This window comes from Clostridium punense (genome assembly GCF_017874425.1).
Classification (GTDB): Bacteria; Bacillota; Clostridia; order Clostridiales; family Clostridiaceae; genus Clostridium_J; species Clostridium_J punense.
The window spans coordinates 1-20,001 of the sequence record NZ_JAGGLL010000032.1 but is presented as its reverse complement, the minus strand read 5'-3'; the positions used below and the strand labels follow the sequence as shown (position 1 = coordinate 20,001).

Here is a 20,001-nt window from a genome sequence, read left to right as displayed (position 1 = left end):
TTGTTTCATGTGAAACATTAAACCTTTAGTAATTCCACTATTCTTTGTAAATCATCTTCAGAGTAATATTCTATCTCTATTTTGCCTTTATTATTACTTTTTTCACTTAACACTACCTTAGTATTAAAATATCCCTCTAACTTAGCTGCAATATCCTTGTGATATGGATTTACAATGTTTTTCTTTTCTCTTAGAGCTTTTTCATTTCCATAAGTCTTAATTAACTTTTCTGTTTGTCTCACATTTAAATCTTCATCTATAACTTTTTGTGCAACCTCGTATTGAACATTATTATCCTCTATTCCAAGAATTGCTCTACCATGGCCCTCAGATATTACCCCATCAATTAAGTATTCTTGAACTCTCTTATCCAAATTTAATAATCTCATACAATTAGCTATAGCACTTCTAGACTTAGAAACTTTTTTACTAATTTCCTCTTGAGTTAAACTAAAGTCTCTAATTAACTTTTTATAAGCTAAAGCTTCCTCTATTGGATTTAAGTCTTCTCTTATAATATTCTCAATTAATGAAACCTCTAATACTTGTCTATCAGATAAATCTAGAATCACCACAGGAACTTCTTTTAATCCAATTGACTTTGCGGCTCTCCATCGTCTTTCACCAGCAATGATAGTATAAGTATCTCCATCCTTTTTTAAAACGATAGGTTGAATTATTCCGTGCTCTTTAATAGATTCTGCTAACTCCATAATTTTTTCTGGGTCAAAGTACTTTCTTGGTTGATCTTCATTAGGCTTTATGGAGTTAATTGATACAGTTAATATGGACTTACTATCTTCTGTTTCAATATTGTCTTCTGGAATTAAAGATGCTAGTCCCTTTCCTAGTGCAGACTTCTTCATCATATTACTTTCCCCCTTGTCTCTTTAAAAACTCATTTGCAAGATCTTCAAAGGCTTCTGCCCCTTTACACTTATCATCATAAAGCATAATTGGAAGGCCAAAACTTGGAGATTCAGCTAGTCTAATGTTTCTAGGAATTGTAGTGTTATACACTTTTTCCTTAAAGTACTTTTTAACTTCACTTACTACTTCATTTGAAAGTTTTGTTCTTGCATCATACATACTCATAACAACACCTTCAATTTCAAGGGTCTTATTTAAGGATTTTTTAATAAGCTGTATTGTATTAACTAGTTGACTTACTCCTTCAAGTGCATAGAATTCACACTGAATAGGTATTAGTACTGAATGAGCTGCTGTAAGCGCGTTAATAGTAAGTATGCCAAGAGAAGGTGGACAGTCAATAAATATGTAATCATATTCATCTCCTAGTTCCTGTAACTTTCTCTTAAAAATTGTCTCCCTATGAGGAGCATTTATTAATTCTACTTCAGCTGCAGCAAGTTGCATAGTTGAAGGAGCTATATGAAAATTCTCCACAACCTCACATTTTTTTATTACCTCTTTTAGTGGCTTATCTGATGTTAATACATCATACATAGAAAATTCTAATTCTCTTTTATCAAAGCCTAAGCCACTAGTTGTATTACCTTGAGGGTCAATATCAATTGCTAAAACCCTATAACCATTCATAGCTAAGTATGAACATAAGTTAATATTAGTAGTAGTTTTACCTACTCCTCCCTTTTGATTAAAAACGCATATTACTTTCACAATTCTAACCCCCAATCTTTCTCTTATTTCTAAAATTTCATGAAGAATTAACCTTCATATATATCCTATGATATTTTAATTGTTTTTAATATGTAAATATCCCAGTTGTAATCTACTCTATTCACATAAAGGCACTAAAATAGAACCAAGGTGTAAATAATATACTTAATAAGCCTTGTCATTGCTTTTCTACAAATTTATATAAATTTAAACATAACTTTAACTGATAAGCTTATATAATATTAATCTAAAATCATGAATTATATAATAAATAGATGATTTATAAACTCATTACTCAGTTATAAATAAATTCTATATATTAAATATATGAAATCCATGAACTTACAGTTTTTTATACAGAATTTTATGTTATATTAATTATTATAGCTTTATAATAAAATTTATTAAAGTACTTATGTATAATATTATTAAATTTTATTGAAATAATATTATAATTATTATCTTTAATGTGATTGAAATAACATTTATCTTGTAAAATTATTCAATGTTCTAGAATTTTATCATATTTATAGCATATTTAGTTCTACTACTTAGTAGAACTTTCTCTACCAAGTGTCGTTAAAAGGCATATGTTTCATGTGAAACATATGCCTTAAATTTATCTATTAATTTACTTTTTTTGAATTGTAATAGTAACTTGAATACTATCTTCTAATTCTTTTGATCTATATTTAGCATCAATTCCATATTTATCGAACACTTGTTTTACAGTGTTAACATAAATCGCAGCATTGAATATTCCCTTAATTCTTTTTTTGCCATCTGCGGCAACTTCGCCATTAGCTAATTTTAAAAGTTCTCTATCAATTAACTCTTCAGTATTTTTAACATTTAAAGATTTTTCTACAACCTTTTCAAGAACCTCTTTTTGTAATTCTACAGTAGGTAATTTTAACAAGGCTCTTGCGTGACGCTCAGTTAACTTATTCTCAATAATTGTATTTGTTATTTCAGGTGGCAGTTTTAAAATTCTTAACTTATTAGCAATAGTAGATTGCTTTTTGCCGATAGTTTGAGCTAACTGCTCCTGAGTATAAGAATGATCTTGAATTAAATTATAATAAGCTAAAGCTTCCTCATAAAAATTTAAATCTTCTCTTTGTAAATTTTCTAAAAGTGCAATGGCAGCTGAATCCTTATCACTTATATCTACCACTATAGCAGGAACCTCAGATAGACCAGCAAGCTTAGCAGCTCTAAGTCTCCTCTCCCCTGCTACAAGCTCATATTTGTCTTCTCCTAGTTTTCTAACTGAAAGTGGCTGAATTATACCGTAAGCCTTTATAGACTGAGCAAGTTCTTCTATAGTATTATCATTAAATACTTTCCTAGGTTGATAAGTATTTGGAGCTATTAAATCTGTAGATATAAAACTAACATTTTTTTCCATAATGTACCATCCCTCTGTATATTTCCTTATATTTACAATTCTATATAAGTTTCAAAATCCCTTCTTTTTTCTTATAATTTAACAAATATTATTATACATTATTTTAGAGGATTTTTAGTTACCATTCCAGCTTTTCGTGGATATTTTTTAGGAGTTTCCTTAATCTTTCTTATTACGACTAAATTATGATTTAAGTCACTACCTTCAATATCTACTTTTAGAATTTTTTCTACTTCTCCCCCAAGAAGTTTTATAGCATTTTTTGCATCCTTCATCTCTTCATCGATTGCTGGACCCTTCATTGCTACAAAATATCCTCCAACTTTTACATAAGGTAAGCAAAATTCGCTAAGTACTGCCAAATTTGCTACTGCCCTAGAAACTGCTGCATCAAATTTTTCTCTATATTTAACTTCCTTTGCAAAGTCCTCTGCTCTACCATGTATAGTTTCTATATTTTCTAGGTTTAGTTCTCTTATAACTTCATTTAAAAAGTTAATTCTTTTATTTAAAGAATCTAAAAGTACAATTTTTGAAGTAGGATTTATTATTTTCATAGGTATTCCAGGAAATCCTCCCCCAGTACCTATATCGATAATTTTTCTTGCATTCTTTAGTTCTTCACATTTAAAAACCTTAATGGAATCAATAAAATGTTTTTGTATTATCTCTTTATCTTCAGTAATAGCTGTTAGATTAACTTTTTCATTCCATTCCTTAATAAGTTCCTTATATTTTATAAATTTACTATATTTATCCTCATTGAATTCCAAGCCTTCATTGTTACTAGCTTCATTTAAAATATCAAAATACTCCATAAATACCTCCAAAGGTCTATTCACTTTTCTCTATATTGTCACTATTAGCATTAATTCTATTTCTTTGTTCTAAATAAATAAGCAGAACAGAAATATCTGCAGGGGAAACTCCAGATATCCTAGATGCTTGCCCTATGCTAATAGGTCTAATGTTGTTTAGTTTTTGTATTGCTTCAATTCGTAAACCTTTTATATCTTCATAATTCAAATCTTTAGGTATAAGCTTCTCCTCATACTTTTTGAATTGATTAATTTGCTCTAGCTGTTTTGTAATATAACCTTCATACTTAGAAACTATATTAACCTGCTCTTTTACTGCCTCACTTAGTTCTTGTCTTTCTAAGTCTAATTCAGCTACGTTATAATAGTCTAACTCTGAACGTTTTATAAGTTCGTATAGGCTAATAGGCTTTCTTAATGCTACAGAACCTTTACTTTCTAAAAACTCATTAACTTCTCTTTTGTTAGTTATCTGCAATGATTTTATTCTTTCAATCTCTTTTTCTATATCCTCTTTTTTAGAAGTAAACTTATTATATCTTTCCTCTGTAACTAGTCCTACTTTATATCCTATTTCCGTTAATCTTAAATCTGCATTATCTTGCCTTAAAAGCAGTCTATACTCTGAACGTGAAGTCATCATTCTATAAGGTTCATTAGTTCCTTTAGTAACTAAATCGTCCACTAAAACTCCAATGTAAGCATCAGATCTACTTAAAACTAATGGTTCTCTATTTTGAAGTTTTAATGCAGCATTTATTCCTGCTAATATTCCTTGGCCTGCTGCTTCCTCATATCCAGAACTTCCATTTACCTGCCCTGCTGAGAAAAATCCATCAATATGCTTAAATTCCAAGGTTGGTTTTAGTTGAGTTGGATCTATACAATCATACTCAATTGCATAAGCAGTTCTCATCATTTCCACATTTTCAAGCCCTGGAATTGTTTTAAGCATCTCTATTTGTACATCTTCTGGAAGAGAGCTACTCATCCCTTGAAGGTAAAGTTCTTCTGTATATTCTCCTTCTGGTTCAACAAATAATTGATGTCTTTCCTTATCTCTGAATCTCATTACCTTATCCTCTATGGAAGGACAATATCTAGGTCCCGTACTTTTTATAGAACCATTATATAACGGAGATCTATGTATATTTTCCATTATAACCTCATGGGTTCTTTCATTGGTATAAGTTAGATAACAAGAAACTTGAGGTCTTTCAATATTTTCACTTATAAATGAAAAAGGTACTACCTTTTCATCTCCTCTTTGTTCCTCCATTTTTGAAAAATCCACGGATCTTCTATTGACTCTAGCTGGAGTTCCTGTTTTAAATCTTCTTAGGGATATTCCAAGTGATTCCAAAGAACTTGATAACTCATTGGCAGGGAATAGCCCACTTGGTCCTTCATTTAAGGTTACTTCTCCAATTATTACTTGAGATTTTAAATATGTACCACTAGTTAAAATTACTGCTCTACAAGTGAAATAAGCTCCATGTCTAGTAAGAACTCCTTTAACTTTATTATCTTCAACATCTATGCTTACAACTTCAAGTTGCTTTAGATATAAATTAGGTTCTTTCTCAATAACATTCTTCATTCTTTCAGAATATCTTTTTTTATCTGCTTGAGCCCTTAAAGAATGAACTGCTGGGCCCTTTGATGTATTTAGCATTCTTGACTGAATATAGGTATGGTCAATATTAATACCCATTTCTCCACCTAAAGCATCTATTTCTCTGACTAAATGTCCCTTTGCTGTTCCCCCAATATTAGGGTTACAAGGCATAAATGCTACACTATCTAAGTTCAAAGTACACATTAGAGTTTTACAATTCATTCTAGCTGTAGCTAGTGCAGCTTCACAACCTGCATGACCAGCTCCAATTACAACTACATCATAATCTCCTGCAACATATTTCATAAGCTCACCTACTTTCCTAAACAAAACTCTTTAAATATTTTATCAATAATATTCTCTTCAAGAGAATCTCCTGTTATTTCGCCCAAATATGACCAAGCATTTCTAATGTCTATAGAAGCTAAATCTATGGCAAAAGTATTATTTAATACATCTATAGCACTAACTATACTTTCCTTAGCTCTAAATAAAGCTTCTTTATGGCGAGTATTGGTTATAATAATGTTATTTGCATTTATCTCTCCTTTAAAGAATAATTCTTTAATGGTAGTTTTTACTTCATTTATTCCTTCACCTGTTTTTACAGAAATGTTAATCATATACTTTGAATTAAGTTCTTTTAAATCATCTTTATTTATTTTAACATCTAAATCAGATTTATTTAATAAAACAATATATTTCTTATCTTTAATATGGCTTATTATTTCTTTATCTTCCTCATCTAACTCTCTACTAGAATCCAACATTAAAAGAACTAAGTCAGCCTCATTTATTTTTTCCTTAGATCTTTCTACCCCGATCTTTTCCACTACATCTTCCGTTTCTCTAATTCCAGCAGTATCAATTACCTTAATTGGAACTCCAGAAATATTTATATATTCCTCTATTACATCTCTTGTAGTGCCTGGTACATCAGTTACTATAGCTCTATTTTCTTTTGTTAAAGCATTTAATAGAGAAGATTTACCTACATTAGGCTTTCCAACTATTACTGTACTTAAACCTTCTCTTAATATCTTGCCTTCTTCTGATGTTTCAATTAGCTCCCCTATTTCATCCTTAATCTCTAAAAGTTGTTTTACAGCCATATCTGCAGTAACCTCTTCTAGATCGTCCTCTGGATAATCAACTGTGGCTTCTATATGAGCTATAGTTGAAAGTAAGGTTTCTCTAAGTCTTCTAATCTCCTTTGATACTCCTCCCTCACTTTGCATAAGGGCAGATTTCATACTAAGATCTGTTTTCGCTCTAATAATATCAATTACTGCTTCTGCTTGAGATAAGTCTATTCTCCCATTTAAAAAGGCTCTCTTAGTGAACTCCCCTGGGTCTGCCAGTCTAGCTCCATTTTTTATCACTTGCTCTAAAATTTTATTAGTAGCTACTACTCCCCCATGACAGTTTATTTCAATTGTATCTTCAGCTGTAAAGCTTCTTGGCCCCTTCATAAAAGATACTATAACTTCATCTATATGTTCATTATTTTCATCAATAATATATCCATATCTCATAGTGTAAGTTTTAATATCATCAATGGTTCTTCCATTTCTTCCTTTAAAAATCCTTGAAACAATTTGTAAAGCCTTATCTCCTGATACTCTGACAATTGCAATACCGCCTTCTCCTAAACTAGTAGCTATAGCTGCAATAGTATCAAAATCTTTCATGTTTATCACTCCTATTTATGAAAGTATCTATATTATAGTTGCTGGCTCAAATATAAAGTAAACTAAGTTTAATTATTTATATAACAGTTATAACCAGCTAAAATACTATATCTTCTTATCTTCTTATCTTAATATATTCTTATCTTTATTTCATTTTGAACAGGTTCATTTTTCGTGCTGCTTTGGAACCATACTTTAATTTATTCAGTATGAATAAAATTTATCTTCATAAACCCTTAGGGGAACCAGATCAGGACTCATGTATAAGTTAAGTTCTAATTCTGGTTCCCTATACTTAAACAAATATATCTATATTTTGTCCCTTACTTCCAATTATATCCTATAATCTAATAGAAAATATAAATTAAACTAGCAATAACTTCTATATTGCTAGCTTTTAATATACAAGCTTATTATAAATTATACTCTAAGCTATGTCATTAACTTATTGTATTATTATGTATCAAATTGAACTTTTTATATGATAAGTTTTAATCTAAACATAATAAAAAGAAAGCCTATTAAGCTTTCTTTAATTCAATAACTACTCTTCTATAAGGTTCTTCACCCTCACTATAAGTTTTAACATAAGGGTCGTTTTGTAACGTAGAATGTATTACTCTTCTTTCATATGGATTCATAGGCTCTAATTTTAAGGTCTTTCCACCAACTCTAACTTTATAAGCCATTTTTGATGCAAGCTTCCTTAAAGTTTCTTGTCTATTGAATCTATAGTTCTCTGTATCTAGAATTACTCTTTTATACTCATTATTGTGATCTTTATTTATAACCAAACTTACTAAGTATTGAAGAGAATCCAAAGTTTCTCCTCTATAGCCTATTAAAATCCCCATATTAGGACCAACTAAATTAATTTTTACATCATTGCCTTCTTCTTTAATTTTTATTTCAGCCTTAATTTTCATAGAATTTAAAACTTCTCTTAAAAAATCATAAGCTTCAGCAATGTAATCTCTTTTAACTGTAACCCTAACTTTAGCTGGCTTTACACCAATAATATTTAAAAATCCTTTGCTACCTTCTTCTAAAACCTCAATAGTAACCTTATCTTCAGTAACCTTTAACTCTGATAATGCATTTTTAATAGCATCTTCAGTAGTTTTCCCCATGCTTTCTATAGTTTTCATACCCTAGGCACCGCCTTTCTACTATTAAAATAGGCTATATTATAATACTTCTGTATTTGGTTTTTTAAATTCTTTTTTTAGTAATAAGTTTTGAAGTAATTGAATTATGTTGTTTACAACCCAATAAAATACTACTGCTCCTGAAAACTTAAGAGACATAAAAACAAAGAATATGGACATACCAATATTCATTGTAGATGCTTGCTTAGCTGCTGCATCATCTCCGCCTGCTTGCATTGATTTAGTAGATAAATAAGTTGTTAAACCTGAAATTATCGGCATTATATAAGTTTTATCTGGTGATGATAATGGTTTTAGCCATAAAAAGCTTGCGTCTCCATAATTAATATGCTGTAACACATAAAACATTGCAATTACTATTGGAAACTGAATAAGCATTGGTAAACATCCACCCATTGGACTTACATTATTATCTTTATAAAGTTTCATAACCTCTTGCTGTGCTTTTTGAGGATCCTTTTTATACTTTTCTTGAACTCTCTTTATTTCTGGCTGAATAGCACTCATTTTTGCTGTAGATTTTGTTTGTCTTATGCTTAATGGTAATAACAATACCCTAATAGCAACAGTAAACAGTATTATAGTAATACCAAAAGACCAATTTGGATCTGATACCATATTTTGAACTAATCCATGAATGCCATTAAAAAAATTTTCAAACATTTTATTTAAGAATGTCGTCAAATTTAAACCCTCCTAATATTTTATTTTACTGGGTCATAACCACCCTTATGATACGGATGACATCTTAGAATCCTCTTTAATGCCATAAAACCACCTTTTATTGCCCCATATCTTTCTATTGCTTCTATTGCATACTCAGAACATGTGGGGACATAGATACAACAAGGTGCTTTAAGTGGTGATATGTACTTTCTATAAAATTTAATTACTTTTAGTAATATTTTTTTCAACATTATTAAGACCTGATTTCCTAAATAAGTCCTTAATTGAACTTTCTATTTCTTTATAACTTTTATTATTAGAAGCAGTTCTTGCAACAAAAACCAAATCATACCCTTGTTTTAATCCCTGTTTATTAAGCCTATAACTTTCACTTACTAACCTTTTTACTCTGCTTCGAATTACACTTTTTCCTACCTTTTTACTTACGGAAATTCCTACTCTATTTATATTCTTGTTATTTTTAAAGATGTACAGTACTAATAGAGCATTTGAAAAAGACTTACCTCTTCTATAAACTAATCTAAATTCAGGATTTTTTCTCAATCTCTCTTCTTTCATTTTAAGTTGCGTCCTACTTTCCTAAGTAACTTTATTAAATTGCAGAAAAAGGCCACATCTGCGGCCCTTATGCTGTCAATCTTTTTCTTCCTTTAAGTCTTCTTCTTTTAAGAACGTTTCTTCCAGACTTAGTGCTCATTCTCTTTCTGAATCCGTGCTCTTTTTTTCTTTGTTTCTTTTTAGGTTGGTATGTCATGAACATGCGCTCCACCCCCTTCTGTTTTTTCCTACATTTTATTTATAGCAATTTGTTATTACTATTTTATCGTTTTACTATTAGATTATATAGTCAAGGTTTATTAATGTCAAGACACCTATTGTGACAAAAGAATGTTAGTTTTTACATAATTTTGTTGATAAATTATATAAGTTATTAGTTTTTTTGTGGATAACTTCTTGAATAGCTTTTTAAGTTTTGATATCATGTAAACATAACTGTTAATAACTTATACTTTTAAAAGTTATGCACAACCTGTTGATAAATATGTGTATAACTTGTTTCTTTGTTGTATATTACTTGTTTTTCTTAGGATATTATAGTCTAATATCCGGGATTTTATACAGTTTAATAATGTGAATAATTATCTTATTACATATGTTAATAACTTTTTGTAATCATAATTATCCATATAATTATAAACATGTGAATAATTTATTGGACATTTGTCAACAACTCTAAATGTGTCATAAATTTGTTAGTATTATTGTTTATTTGTTGTTAGTCTTATGTGAATAATTTTTTCTCATTTATATAAATAATTTTTTCATAGAACGGGAGGATATGAAATGAGCACCCAAGTAAGAGAAATATGGGACAAAACCTTAAACACACTTAAGGGCGAGCTTACTGAAGTAAGCTTTAATACTTGGATAAAAAGCATTGAACCGATGTCTATAAGTGATACTACTATAAGATTAGGTGTTCCTAACAATTTCACAAAAGATATCCTTGAAAATAGATATAAAGACTTGATTAAAAATTCTATACAAGCAGTGTTTAATAAATCCTATAATATTGAGTTTTTTATTATATCTGAAGAAGCTGTTGAATTAGAATCTAATAAAAAGTCTGAGGAATCAAAACCTACCTTGATAGTAAATGATGAGATGTCTGCTACGCTAAATCCAAAATACACCTTTGACTCTTTTGTCATTGGTAATAGTAACAGGTTTGCTCATGCTGCATCCCTTGCCGTTGCTGAATCTCCAGCTAAAGCCTACAACCCCTTATTTATATATGGAGGCGTTGGACTTGGAAAAACTCACTTGATGCATGCTATTGGACACTATATTCAAAACATAAACCCTAGATCCAAAGTTGTTTATGTTTCCTCAGAAAAGTTTACTAATGAACTTATCAACTCTATAAAAGATGATAAAAATGAGGAATTTAGAAGCAAATATAGAAATGTGGATGTACTGCTAATAGATGATATTCAATTTATTGCTGGGAAAGAACGTACACAAGAAGAATTTTTCCATACCTTTAATACCTTACATGAGGCCAGCAAACAAATAATTTTATCTAGTGATAGACCACCAAAGGAAATTCCTACTTTAGAGGATAGGCTGCGTTCAAGATTTGAATGGGGACTTATTGCTGATATACAAGCTCCAGACTTTGAAACAAGAATTGCAATTTTGAAAAAGAAAGCTGATGTAGAAAAGCTAAATATACCAAATGAAGTAATGGTATATATTGCGACTCACATAAAGTCTAACATTAGAGAATTAGAAGGTGCACTTATAAGAATAGTTGCTTATTCTTCACTAACAAATAGAGAAATTAGTGTAGAGCTAGCTTCTGAGGCACTTAAAGATATTATTTCAAATAAAAATGCAAAACAAATTACTATAGAACTTATTCAAGATATAGTTTCTTCTTACTATGGACTCAAGATAGAGGATTTTAAGTCCTCAAGAAGAACTAGAAATGTAGCATTTCCAAGACAAATTGCTATGTATTTATCTAGAAAACTTACAGATACTTCATTGCCAAAGATTGGTGAAGAATTTGGTGGGAGAGATCATACCACTGTAATTCATGCCTATGAGAAAATATCCCAAAGCTTAAAAAAGGATGATAACTTACAATCAACTGTTGCAGAGCTTACTAAGAAAATCAGCCAAAAATAAAAACTCTATAATTAACAGTTGTTGATACATTTATAAATTAGCATTGTTGATAAAAAAGTTAATATTGTTGTCTTGTTAACATTGTGGATAAATGTAATTTTCAACTCGGAATTTATCCACAATTATTTTTATACAATTTTTCTTAGTTTATATGGGGTTGAGGCACTTATCCACAAACCCACAGCCCCTACTACTATTACTACTATTTTTTTATTATTATCTAGTCTATCTTACCGTGTATTTTTCATGTGTATAAAGGAGGATTTATTTATGAAATTTATTACTGAAAAAAGTTTACTACAAGATGCCATATCTACAGTTCAAAAAGCAATTACAGGAAAATCTACAATGCCTATACTTCAAGGAATATATATATCAGCAAAAGATAGTACATTAACTCTTATAGGCTCAGATATAGATGTAAGCATTGAAACTAAAATTGAAGCAAACATCATAGAAGAGGGAGAAATTGTCCTAGATTCTAGGCTTTTCGGTGAGATTGTCAGAAAGTTACCTAATGATCAGATTGAAATTACTAAGATAGCAAATAATAATATAGAGATTATTTGTCAAAAATCCATTGTTCAACTTATACATATGAGTGGGGAAGAATACCCAAATCTACCTATAGTTGATGAAGATGTAGTGCTATCAATATCACAAAGAAGTTTAAAAAATATGATAAAATCCACAATATTTGCTATTTCTCAGGATGATACAAGACCAATACTTACTGGTGTTTTGTTTGAAATAAAGAATAAAAAACTAAATTTAGTAGCACTAGATGGATATAGAGTGGCCTTTAGAAGTGAAAATACAGATTGCAGTTATGACAAAGAAGCTGTAATTCCTGGAAAAACTTTAAATGAAATCTCAAAAATACTTAATGATAGTGATGACGAGGTTCAAATTACCTTCACTAACAACCAAATTTTATTTAATTTTGGGAATACAAAGGTTATTTCTAGACTTTTAGAAGGAGAATTTATTAAATATAGCTCAATTATTCCTCAAGAATACAAACTAAAACTGTCTGTAAGAAGAGATGATATGCTAAGTTGTATTGAAAGAGCATCTTTAATGGCTAAGGATGGAAATACTAACCTGGTAAAATTAGATATTGAAGAAGATGTTATGATTGTTACTTCTAATTCTCAATTGGGAAAAGCAAGAGAAGAAGTAAATATTAATCTGCAAGGTGAAGGTTTGAAAATTGCATTTAACTCTAAATACCTTATTGATGTGTTTAAAATCATGGAAGAGGACGAAATTATAATGGAACTTACCTCTCCAGTAACGCCTTGTGTTGTTAGAAATAAAAATGAAGATAACTGTACTTACTTATTATTGCCAGTAAGACTTTTAAATAATAACTAGGAGTGATAAAATGGTAGAAGTTGAAATAACTACTGAGTTTATAAAATTAGATTCTTTTTTAAAGTTTACTGGGGCCGTTACTTTAGGTTCAGAAGCTAAGTTTTTTATACAAAGTGGTGAAATCAAGGTCAATGGTGAAGTAGAGACTCAAAGAGGAAAAAAATTGTATAAAGGTGACCAAGTAGAGTTTCAAGGTGAAATATACAAAGTTAAATAAATTATTATAGAGGCTGGGCAGGTACAGCCTCTTTTAAATTTATAAATATTTTAGAGTTTTTTAGGGTTTATTTGAATATAATATAAACATTTGAAACTTTTATTCAATGTAGTAAAATAATAGGTATAGGTAATTACAGTTATTTTACTCAATTACTTACACTTGACTAAAATATTATGATATAATTTAATAGGTGTTTTATGTATATTAAATATTTAAATTTGATGAATTTTAGAAACTATAAGGAATTAAATCTTGAATTTTGCAATGGAACAAATGTTTTTGTAGGAGATAATGCACAAGGTAAAACAAATATCTTAGAAGCACTTTATTATACAAGTATCGGAAAATCCCACAGGACTAACAAGGATAAAGAGCTAATAAACTGGAATGAGGACGAAGCATATATTAGCACATATATATCCAAAGACAGGTTAGATAAAAAAATCCAAATTAAAATTTTTAAAGAAGGAAAAAAAGGAATAAATATAAATTCTATAAAGATAACCAAGCTTCAGGAACTAGTTGGAGTATTGAATGTGGTTATGTTTTCTCCTGAGGACTTAAATATAGTAAAAGATTCACCGTCTTACAGAAGAAGATTTATAGATATAGAACTATGTAAGTTAAACACTAGGTACTACTATAGCTTATCCATGTACAAAAAGGTGCTTAATGAACGAAATACTGTGCTTAAAAGATATAACAGTAATCCAGATATGTTGGACATATATGATATTCAACTTTCAGATTTAGGAAGTTATATAGTAAAAGAAAGATTAAAGTATATAACAAAACTAAATGAACATGGAAGTAGGATACACAAGGAGATTACTCAAAATAAAGAGGTTATAGAGTTTAAATATAATACATCATTAAAGTTAACAGAGGACATTAAGGGTGAAATTTATAACTCATTAATTAATAATAGAAAAAGAGATATGGAAAGAAGAGTAACTTCTGTTGGTCCCCATAGAGATGATTTAACTATCTTAATAAATAACATGGATGTAAAAGTCTATGGTTCTCAGGGGCAGCAAAGAACATCAGTGCTTTCAATTAAGTTTGCATCTCTTTATATTATTAAAGAGCTTACTGGTGAATTTCCTCTTCTTCTTTTAGATGATGTGTTGTCTGAACTTGATACAAAAAGGCAAGAATATATATTAAGTTCAATAAAAAATGTTCAAACTTTGATTACCTGTACAGGTATGAATGATATAAAAAGCAGTTTAAAAAGTGAAGTATTCAAGATATTTAAGGTTAAAAATGGTCATATAGAAGAAGGATAAAATTAAGGAGGGTCACAATGTTTCTGCATTTAGGTGAAAATGTAGTGGTGCCAATTAAAGATGTTATTGGAATTTTCGATATTGAAGCCACTATGTATAGTCCAGATACAAGTCAATTTTTAAGAATGGCAGAAGAAGATGGGTTTGTGGAGAGAATTACAAAGGACAAACCTAAATCCTTCGTAATAGCAGAGGTTGATAAAAAGAGTAAAATATATCTTTCTCCAATCTCTTCAGCTACTTTAAGCAAAAGAACAGATATTGTATATTGTGAGCTTTAGTTTAAGTTAGGAGGATGAAAATGAGTAATAATCAAGTTTATGATGAAAATCAGATACAGGTGCTTGAAGGTCTTGAGGCTGTAAGAAAAAGACCAGGAATGTATATTGGTAGTACTAGCTCAAGAGGACTTCACCACCTAGTATACGAAATAGTTGATAATAGTATAGATGAAGCTTTGCAGGGTTTTTGTGATAAGATTGAGGTTATAATACATGAAGATAACTCAATTACAGTAAAAGATAATGGAAGAGGTATGCCAGTAGGTATACATCCAAAGATGAACATTCCTACTGTAGAGGTTATAATGACAGTTCTTCACGCTGGAGGAAAATTTGGTGGTGGGGGATATAAAGTATCAGGAGGGCTTCATGGAGTTGGAGCATCTGTTGTAAATGCTTTATCTGAACTTTGTGAGGTTATAGTAAAAAGAGATGGCCATGTATGGAAACAAGCCTTTTCAAGAGGTAAGACTATATCACCTTTCGAATGTCTTGGAGATACTGAGGACCATGGAACTACCACCCATTTTAAACCGGACCCAGATATATTCGAAGAACTAGAATATGATTATGATACTTTATGTCAAAGACTAAGAGAACTTGCTTTTTTAAATAAGGGTATTAAAATAGCAATAAGTGATGAAAGAAATAATAAAGCACAAGATTTTCACTATGAGGGAGGAATAAAATCCTTCGTAGAATACCTAAATAGAAATAAAGGTAAAATCCATAATGAACCTATCTATGTAGAAGGGGTGAAGGATTCTACTTCAGTTGAAATTGCTCTTCAGTACAATGATACTTATATAGAGAATTTGTTTTCCTTTGCAAATAATATAGATACTGTTGAAGGTGGAACTCATTTAGTTGGCTTTAAGACAGCATTAACAAGAGTTCTAAATGACTATGCTAAAAAATTTGGATTCTTAAAGGAAAATGATAAGAATCTATCTGGAGAAGATGTTAGGGAAGGATTAACAGCTATTGTTTCTGTTAAACTAACAGACCCACAGTTTGAAGGACAAACAAAAACTAAACTTGGAAATAGTGAAGTTAGAGGTATTGTAGAAACTGTAGTTGCAGACACGGTAAGTGCCTTCTTAGAAGAAAATCCAGGAGTTGGTAAAAGTATTATTGAGAAGGGCTTAAATGCAGCAAGAGCAAGGGAAGCTGCTAAGAAGGCTCGTGAGCTTACAAGAAGAAAATCTGTTCTTGAAAGCACATCTCTTCCAGGAAAGCTTGCAGATTGTTCCTCTAAAGACCCTGAAGAATGCGAAATTTACATTGTTGAGGGAGATTCTGCGGGAGGTTCTGCAAAGCAAGGGAGAGATAGAAAGTTCCAAGCAATACTTCCTTTAAGAGGAAAAATCATGAATATTGAAAAGCAAAGGCTAGATAAGATTCTAAATTCAGAGACTATAAGGTCTATGATTACAGCCTTTGGAGCAGGAATAGGCAAAGAATTTGATGTATCAAAATTAAGATATAATAGAATTATTATAATGACGGACGCCGATGTAGATGGAGCTCATATTAGAACACTATTATTAACTTTCTTCTACCGTTATATGAAAGAGCTAGTTGAGCAAGGACATGTGTTTATTGCACAACCACCATTATATAAAGTTACAAAGTCTAAAAAAGACTATTATACTTATAGTGACTCAGAATTAGATAATTTACTTGCTGAACTTGGCGGTAAAGACAATAATACTGATATCCAAAGGTATAAAGGTCTTGGAGAAATGAATGCAACTCAGCTTTGGGATACTACAATGAATCCAGAGGTTAGAACGTTACTTCAAGTTACTGTAGAGGATGCTATGGCTGCAGACGAGATATTTACTATTCTTATGGGAGATAAAGTTGAACCACGTAGAGAATTTATACAAGAAAATGCTAAAAAGGTTGTGAATTTAGATATTTAACCTTTAGGAAATAAAGTGAGGGTGTAGTACATGAATAATGAACATAGGGTATTACCCGTTGATATAAGACATGAAATGAAAAAATCTTATATAGATTATGCCATGAGTGTTATAGTAGGCCGTGCTCTACCAGATGTTAGAGATGGTTTAAAGCCTGTTCATAGAAGAATATTATATTCAATGCATGAACTTGGAATAACACCAGAAAAGGGATATAGAAAATGTGCCAGAATTGTAGGAGACGTTTTAGGTAAGTATCACCCACATGGTGATAGCTCTGTCTATGATGCACTAGTTAGAATGGCACAGGATTTTTCAATTAGATACACATTAGTAGATGGACACGGTAACTTTGGTTCTGTAGATGGAGACTCTGCTGCTGCAATGAGATATACAGAAGCTAAAATGAGTAAAATTACAGCTCAAATGCTTCGAGATATCAATAAGGAAACTGTAGACTTTGGACCAAACTTTGATGGTGAGGAAAGAGAACCATTAGTATTGCCATCTAGATTTCCTAATCTTTTAGTTAATGGTTCATCAGGTATAGCAGTTGGAATGGCTACAAACATACCACCACATAACTTAAATGAGGTTATTGACGCTGTAATAATGCTTATTGATAATAGTGAAGCTACAGTTGAAGAGTTGATGACAAAAATAAAAGGCCCAGACTTTCCTACAGCTGGAATAATTCTAGGTAAGAGTGGAATTAGAAGTGCATATGAAACTGGTAGGGGAAAGGTTCTTGTAAGAGCTAGAGCTGTAATTGAGGAACATAAGGGAAGAAACTGGATTATAGTTTCAGAAATACCTTATCAAGTTAATAAGGCTAACTTAATTGAACATATTGCAGAGCTTGTTAAAGATAAGAAGCTTGATGGTATCTCAGACCTTAGAGATGAATCAGATAGAGATGGTATGAGAATAGTTATAGAACTTAAGAGAGATGCTAATGCCAATGTAGTATTAAATAGGCTTTATAAGCATACAAAAATGCAAGATAGCTTTGGCATTATAATGCTTGCTTTAGTTGATAATGAGCCACAAGTACTTAACTTGAAACAAATGCTCGTATATTATCTAAATCATCAAAGGGACGTTATCAGAAGAAGAACAATCTTTGAACTAGATAAGGCAGAAGCTAGAGCTCATATACTTGAAGGTCTTAAAATTGCTTTAGACCACATAGATGAAGTTATAAATTTAATTAGAAGTTCTAAAAATGGTAGTGAAGCTAAGGAAGGCTTAATGGCTAGATTTGGGCTTACAGATAAGCAAGCTCAGGCAATACTTGATTTAAGACTTCAAAGATTAACAGGTCTTGAAAGAGAAAAAATAGAAGAAGAGTATAAAGAAGTCTTAGAAACTATTAAATACTTAAGATCTATTCTTGAAAATGAAGAAATCTTATTAGGTATAATTAAAGACGAGTTAACTGAAATTAAAAATAAATATGGTGATGAGAGAAGAACTGTTATAGAGAAAAATCCTTATAGCATGGATGAAGAGGATTTAATTGACGAAGAAGATGTTGTTATCACCTTAACTCATACTGGTTATATAAAAAGATTGCCAGTGGATACTTATAATGCTCAGAAAAGAGGGGGCAGAGGAATACAGGGCGTAAATGCAAAGGAAAATGACTTTGTAGAGCATGTATTGATTACTCCTACTTTAAATAGCATACTATTCTTCACAAACAGAGGAAAAGCTTATAAGCTTAAGGCTTACGAAATTCCTGAGGGAAGCAGAACTTCCAAGGGGACTAATATAGTAAACATACTTCCGTTAGAAGCTGGTGAGTCAATCCAAGCTGTAATATCTTTAAGAACCTTTGATAAGGATAATTATCTTGTAATGGGTACTAAAGAAGGAATCGTTAAGAAGACTTCTCTTGATAAGTATGAGCATATAAGAAAGAATGGACTAAATGCTATAAATCTTAGAGAAAATGATGAGCTTATAGGGGTTAGAATTACCACTGGAAATAGTGAAATAGTATTTGTAACTAAGTGTGGTTATTCTATACGCTTTAGTGAGAAAGATGTTAGAGAAATGGGTAGAACTGCAACAGGTGTTAAGGCTATTACCTTAAGGGAAGATGATATTGCAGTTTCTATGATTATTGCAAAACCTAATGAAGAATTATTAGTAATCAGTGAAAAAGGCTTTGGAAAGAGAACAGATATTTCAGAGTACACGCTTCAAAGAAGAGGTGGAAAAGGCCTTAAAACCTATAGAGTTACAGAAAAAACTGGTAGATTAGTTGGTGCTAGAGTAGTTAGGGATTTAGATGAAATGATGCTTATTAATAGTGATGGTATAATCATTAGAATTAATGTAAGTGATATTTCTACAACTAGCAGAAATGCTATGGGAGTTACCCTAATGAAGACTGGTGAAGACGTAAATATAGTTGCTATAGCCAAGATTAACTATGTTGATGCAAAAGATGAAGAGATAGAACTAGAAGAATCTAAAAATATAATAAATGATGGATCAGATGTAGCATTAGAGTTAGATAATGACGAGGATTTTGAAGATGATGATGTTATGGAAGAGGATTTAGAAGAAGAATTAGAAGAAGTAAAAGAGTTAGAGGATGAAATATAGTCCTTAATAACTTTATTTAGTAGATTTCACAGTGAAAAAAGACTAAGTTAGATAACAATCTAGCTTAGTCTTTTTTATATTATTAGGGGTTTTAAGATATACAATATATAATAATTAAGCTAAACACTTCCTAGTGTATCAATAATTAAAAAATAGAGATATTTAAAGGAATTTATAGATATTATAGGGTTATTTTAGCCACAGTAAGGATTGTGTGATTATCACATCAATAGATTATGGTAAGATATTTCTTGTCCTTAAGAACGGACACAAACACTAAGAAAACTTCAACAGAGTTTTGAAATTGAAATAAAAATTTTAAAATAAAAAAGTGTTGACAATAAGTTTTGAAAGTGATAAGATATACAAGTCGCCAGTTGATGGCGCTGCTACAATGTAGCACTAAATTGGTCTTTGAAAATTAAACAGAGAAAAAGGTAAAACCAGTTAATTCTAGTGAACTAATAGTTCACAAAATGACTTTAACAAGTCAGCGATAAATAGAGCATAGCTCGAACATCAATTTTAAATTGAGAGTTTGATCCTGGCTCAGGACGAACG

General features: G+C 30.7%; 18 protein-coding genes. 7 read left to right on the top strand and 11 right to left on the bottom strand.

From position 1 onward, the window contains the following. Positions 1-17 precede the first annotated feature (17 nt). The 11 genes from J2Z44_RS16715 to rpmH form a co-directional block, all read right to left on the bottom strand. Positions 18-869 carry a ParB/RepB/Spo0J family partition protein gene (locus J2Z44_RS16715; RefSeq protein WP_021285029.1) on the bottom strand — a complete coding sequence of 284 codons (852 nt, stop codon included), beginning with the start codon at positions 867-869 and terminating at the stop codon, positions 18-20. Position 870: 1 nt separating this feature from the next. Next, positions 871-1,641 (bottom strand): ParA family protein, encoded by a 771-nt coding sequence (locus J2Z44_RS16710; protein WP_021285028.1) that lies wholly within the window; start codon positions 1,639-1,641, stop codon positions 871-873. A 631-nt stretch (positions 1,642-2,272) separates the two neighbouring features. Further along, positions 2,273-3,052: a nucleoid occlusion protein gene (gene noc, locus J2Z44_RS16705; RefSeq protein WP_209649839.1), complete on the bottom strand. Its 780-nt coding sequence runs from the start codon at positions 3,050-3,052 to the stop codon at positions 2,273-2,275. Between the two features lie 98 nt (positions 3,053-3,150). After that, positions 3,151-3,870 carry a 16S rRNA (guanine(527)-N(7))-methyltransferase RsmG gene (rsmG, locus tag J2Z44_RS16700; protein ID WP_209649838.1) on the bottom strand — a complete coding sequence of 240 codons (720 nt, stop codon included), beginning with the start codon at positions 3,868-3,870 and terminating at the stop codon, positions 3,151-3,153. A 16-nt stretch (positions 3,871-3,886) separates the two neighbouring features. Further along, complete coding sequence (gene mnmG / locus J2Z44_RS16695; RefSeq protein ID WP_021285023.1) at positions 3,887-5,794, bottom strand: tRNA uridine-5-carboxymethylaminomethyl(34) synthesis enzyme MnmG; 1,908 nt, start codon at positions 5,792-5,794, stop codon at positions 3,887-3,889. Positions 5,795-5,802: 8 nt separating this feature from the next. Continuing rightward, on the bottom strand, positions 5,803-7,179 hold the full coding sequence (gene mnmE / locus J2Z44_RS16690; RefSeq protein WP_021285022.1) for a tRNA uridine-5-carboxymethylaminomethyl(34) synthesis GTPase MnmE: 1,377 nt from the start codon (positions 7,177-7,179) through the stop codon (positions 5,803-5,805). A gap of 521 nt (positions 7,180-7,700) precedes the next feature. Beyond that, entirely contained in the window at positions 7,701-8,327 is a 627-nt protein-coding gene (gene jag, locus J2Z44_RS16685; protein WP_209649836.1) for an RNA-binding cell elongation regulator Jag/EloR, read from the bottom strand. 39 nt (positions 8,328-8,366) lie between these two features. Next, positions 8,367-9,011: a membrane protein insertase YidC gene (gene yidC / locus J2Z44_RS16680; RefSeq protein WP_021285020.1), complete on the bottom strand. Its 645-nt coding sequence runs from the start codon at positions 9,009-9,011 to the stop codon at positions 8,367-8,369. A 41-nt stretch (positions 9,012-9,052) separates the two neighbouring features. Further along, complete coding sequence (gene yidD / locus J2Z44_RS16675; RefSeq protein WP_021285019.1) at positions 9,053-9,265, bottom strand: membrane protein insertion efficiency factor YidD; 213 nt, start codon at positions 9,263-9,265, stop codon at positions 9,053-9,055. Next, positions 9,234-9,593, bottom strand: a complete 360-nt coding sequence (gene rnpA, locus J2Z44_RS16670) for a ribonuclease P protein component (RefSeq protein WP_209649834.1) — start codon at positions 9,591-9,593, stop codon at positions 9,234-9,236. Before rnpA ends, yidD begins: the two co-directional genes overlap by 32 nt. A gap of 67 nt (positions 9,594-9,660) precedes the next feature. Further along, the gene (gene rpmH, locus J2Z44_RS16665; protein WP_017415157.1) at positions 9,661-9,795 is read right to left on the bottom strand and encodes a 50S ribosomal protein L34; all 135 of its coding nucleotides are present in this window, start codon (positions 9,793-9,795) and stop codon (positions 9,661-9,663) included. 584 nt (positions 9,796-10,379) lie between these two features. Here rpmH and dnaA point away from each other — a divergent pair. The 7 genes from dnaA (at position 10,380) to gyrA (ending at position 19,440) form a co-directional block, all read left to right on the top strand. After that, complete coding sequence (dnaA, locus tag J2Z44_RS16660; protein ID WP_021282902.1) at positions 10,380-11,729, top strand: chromosomal replication initiator protein DnaA; 1,350 nt, start codon at positions 10,380-10,382, stop codon at positions 11,727-11,729. 270 nt (positions 11,730-11,999) lie between these two features. After that, positions 12,000-13,106 (top strand): DNA polymerase III subunit beta, encoded by a 1,107-nt coding sequence (dnaN, locus tag J2Z44_RS16655; RefSeq protein ID WP_021282903.1) that lies wholly within the window; start codon positions 12,000-12,002, stop codon positions 13,104-13,106. Positions 13,107-13,116: 10 nt separating this feature from the next. Further along, entirely contained in the window at positions 13,117-13,323 is a 207-nt protein-coding gene (gene yaaA, locus J2Z44_RS16650; protein WP_021282904.1) for a S4 domain-containing protein YaaA, read from the top strand. Positions 13,324-13,523: 200 nt separating this feature from the next. Beyond that, positions 13,524-14,615: a DNA replication/repair protein RecF gene (gene recF / locus J2Z44_RS16645; RefSeq protein ID WP_021282905.1), complete on the top strand. Its 1,092-nt coding sequence runs from the start codon at positions 13,524-13,526 to the stop codon at positions 14,613-14,615. Between the two features lie 17 nt (positions 14,616-14,632). Beyond that, positions 14,633-14,896: an extracellular matrix regulator RemB gene (gene remB, locus J2Z44_RS16640; protein ID WP_021282906.1), complete on the top strand. Its 264-nt coding sequence runs from the start codon at positions 14,633-14,635 to the stop codon at positions 14,894-14,896. 20 nt (positions 14,897-14,916) lie between these two features. Next, on the top strand, positions 14,917-16,824 hold the full coding sequence (gene gyrB, locus J2Z44_RS16635; RefSeq protein WP_021282907.1) for a DNA topoisomerase (ATP-hydrolyzing) subunit B: 1,908 nt from the start codon (positions 14,917-14,919) through the stop codon (positions 16,822-16,824). 30 nt (positions 16,825-16,854) lie between these two features. After that, positions 16,855-19,440 (top strand): DNA gyrase subunit A, encoded by a 2,586-nt coding sequence (gene gyrA, locus J2Z44_RS16630; protein ID WP_209649832.1) that lies wholly within the window; start codon positions 16,855-16,857, stop codon positions 19,438-19,440. Positions 19,441-20,001 lie beyond the last annotated feature (561 nt).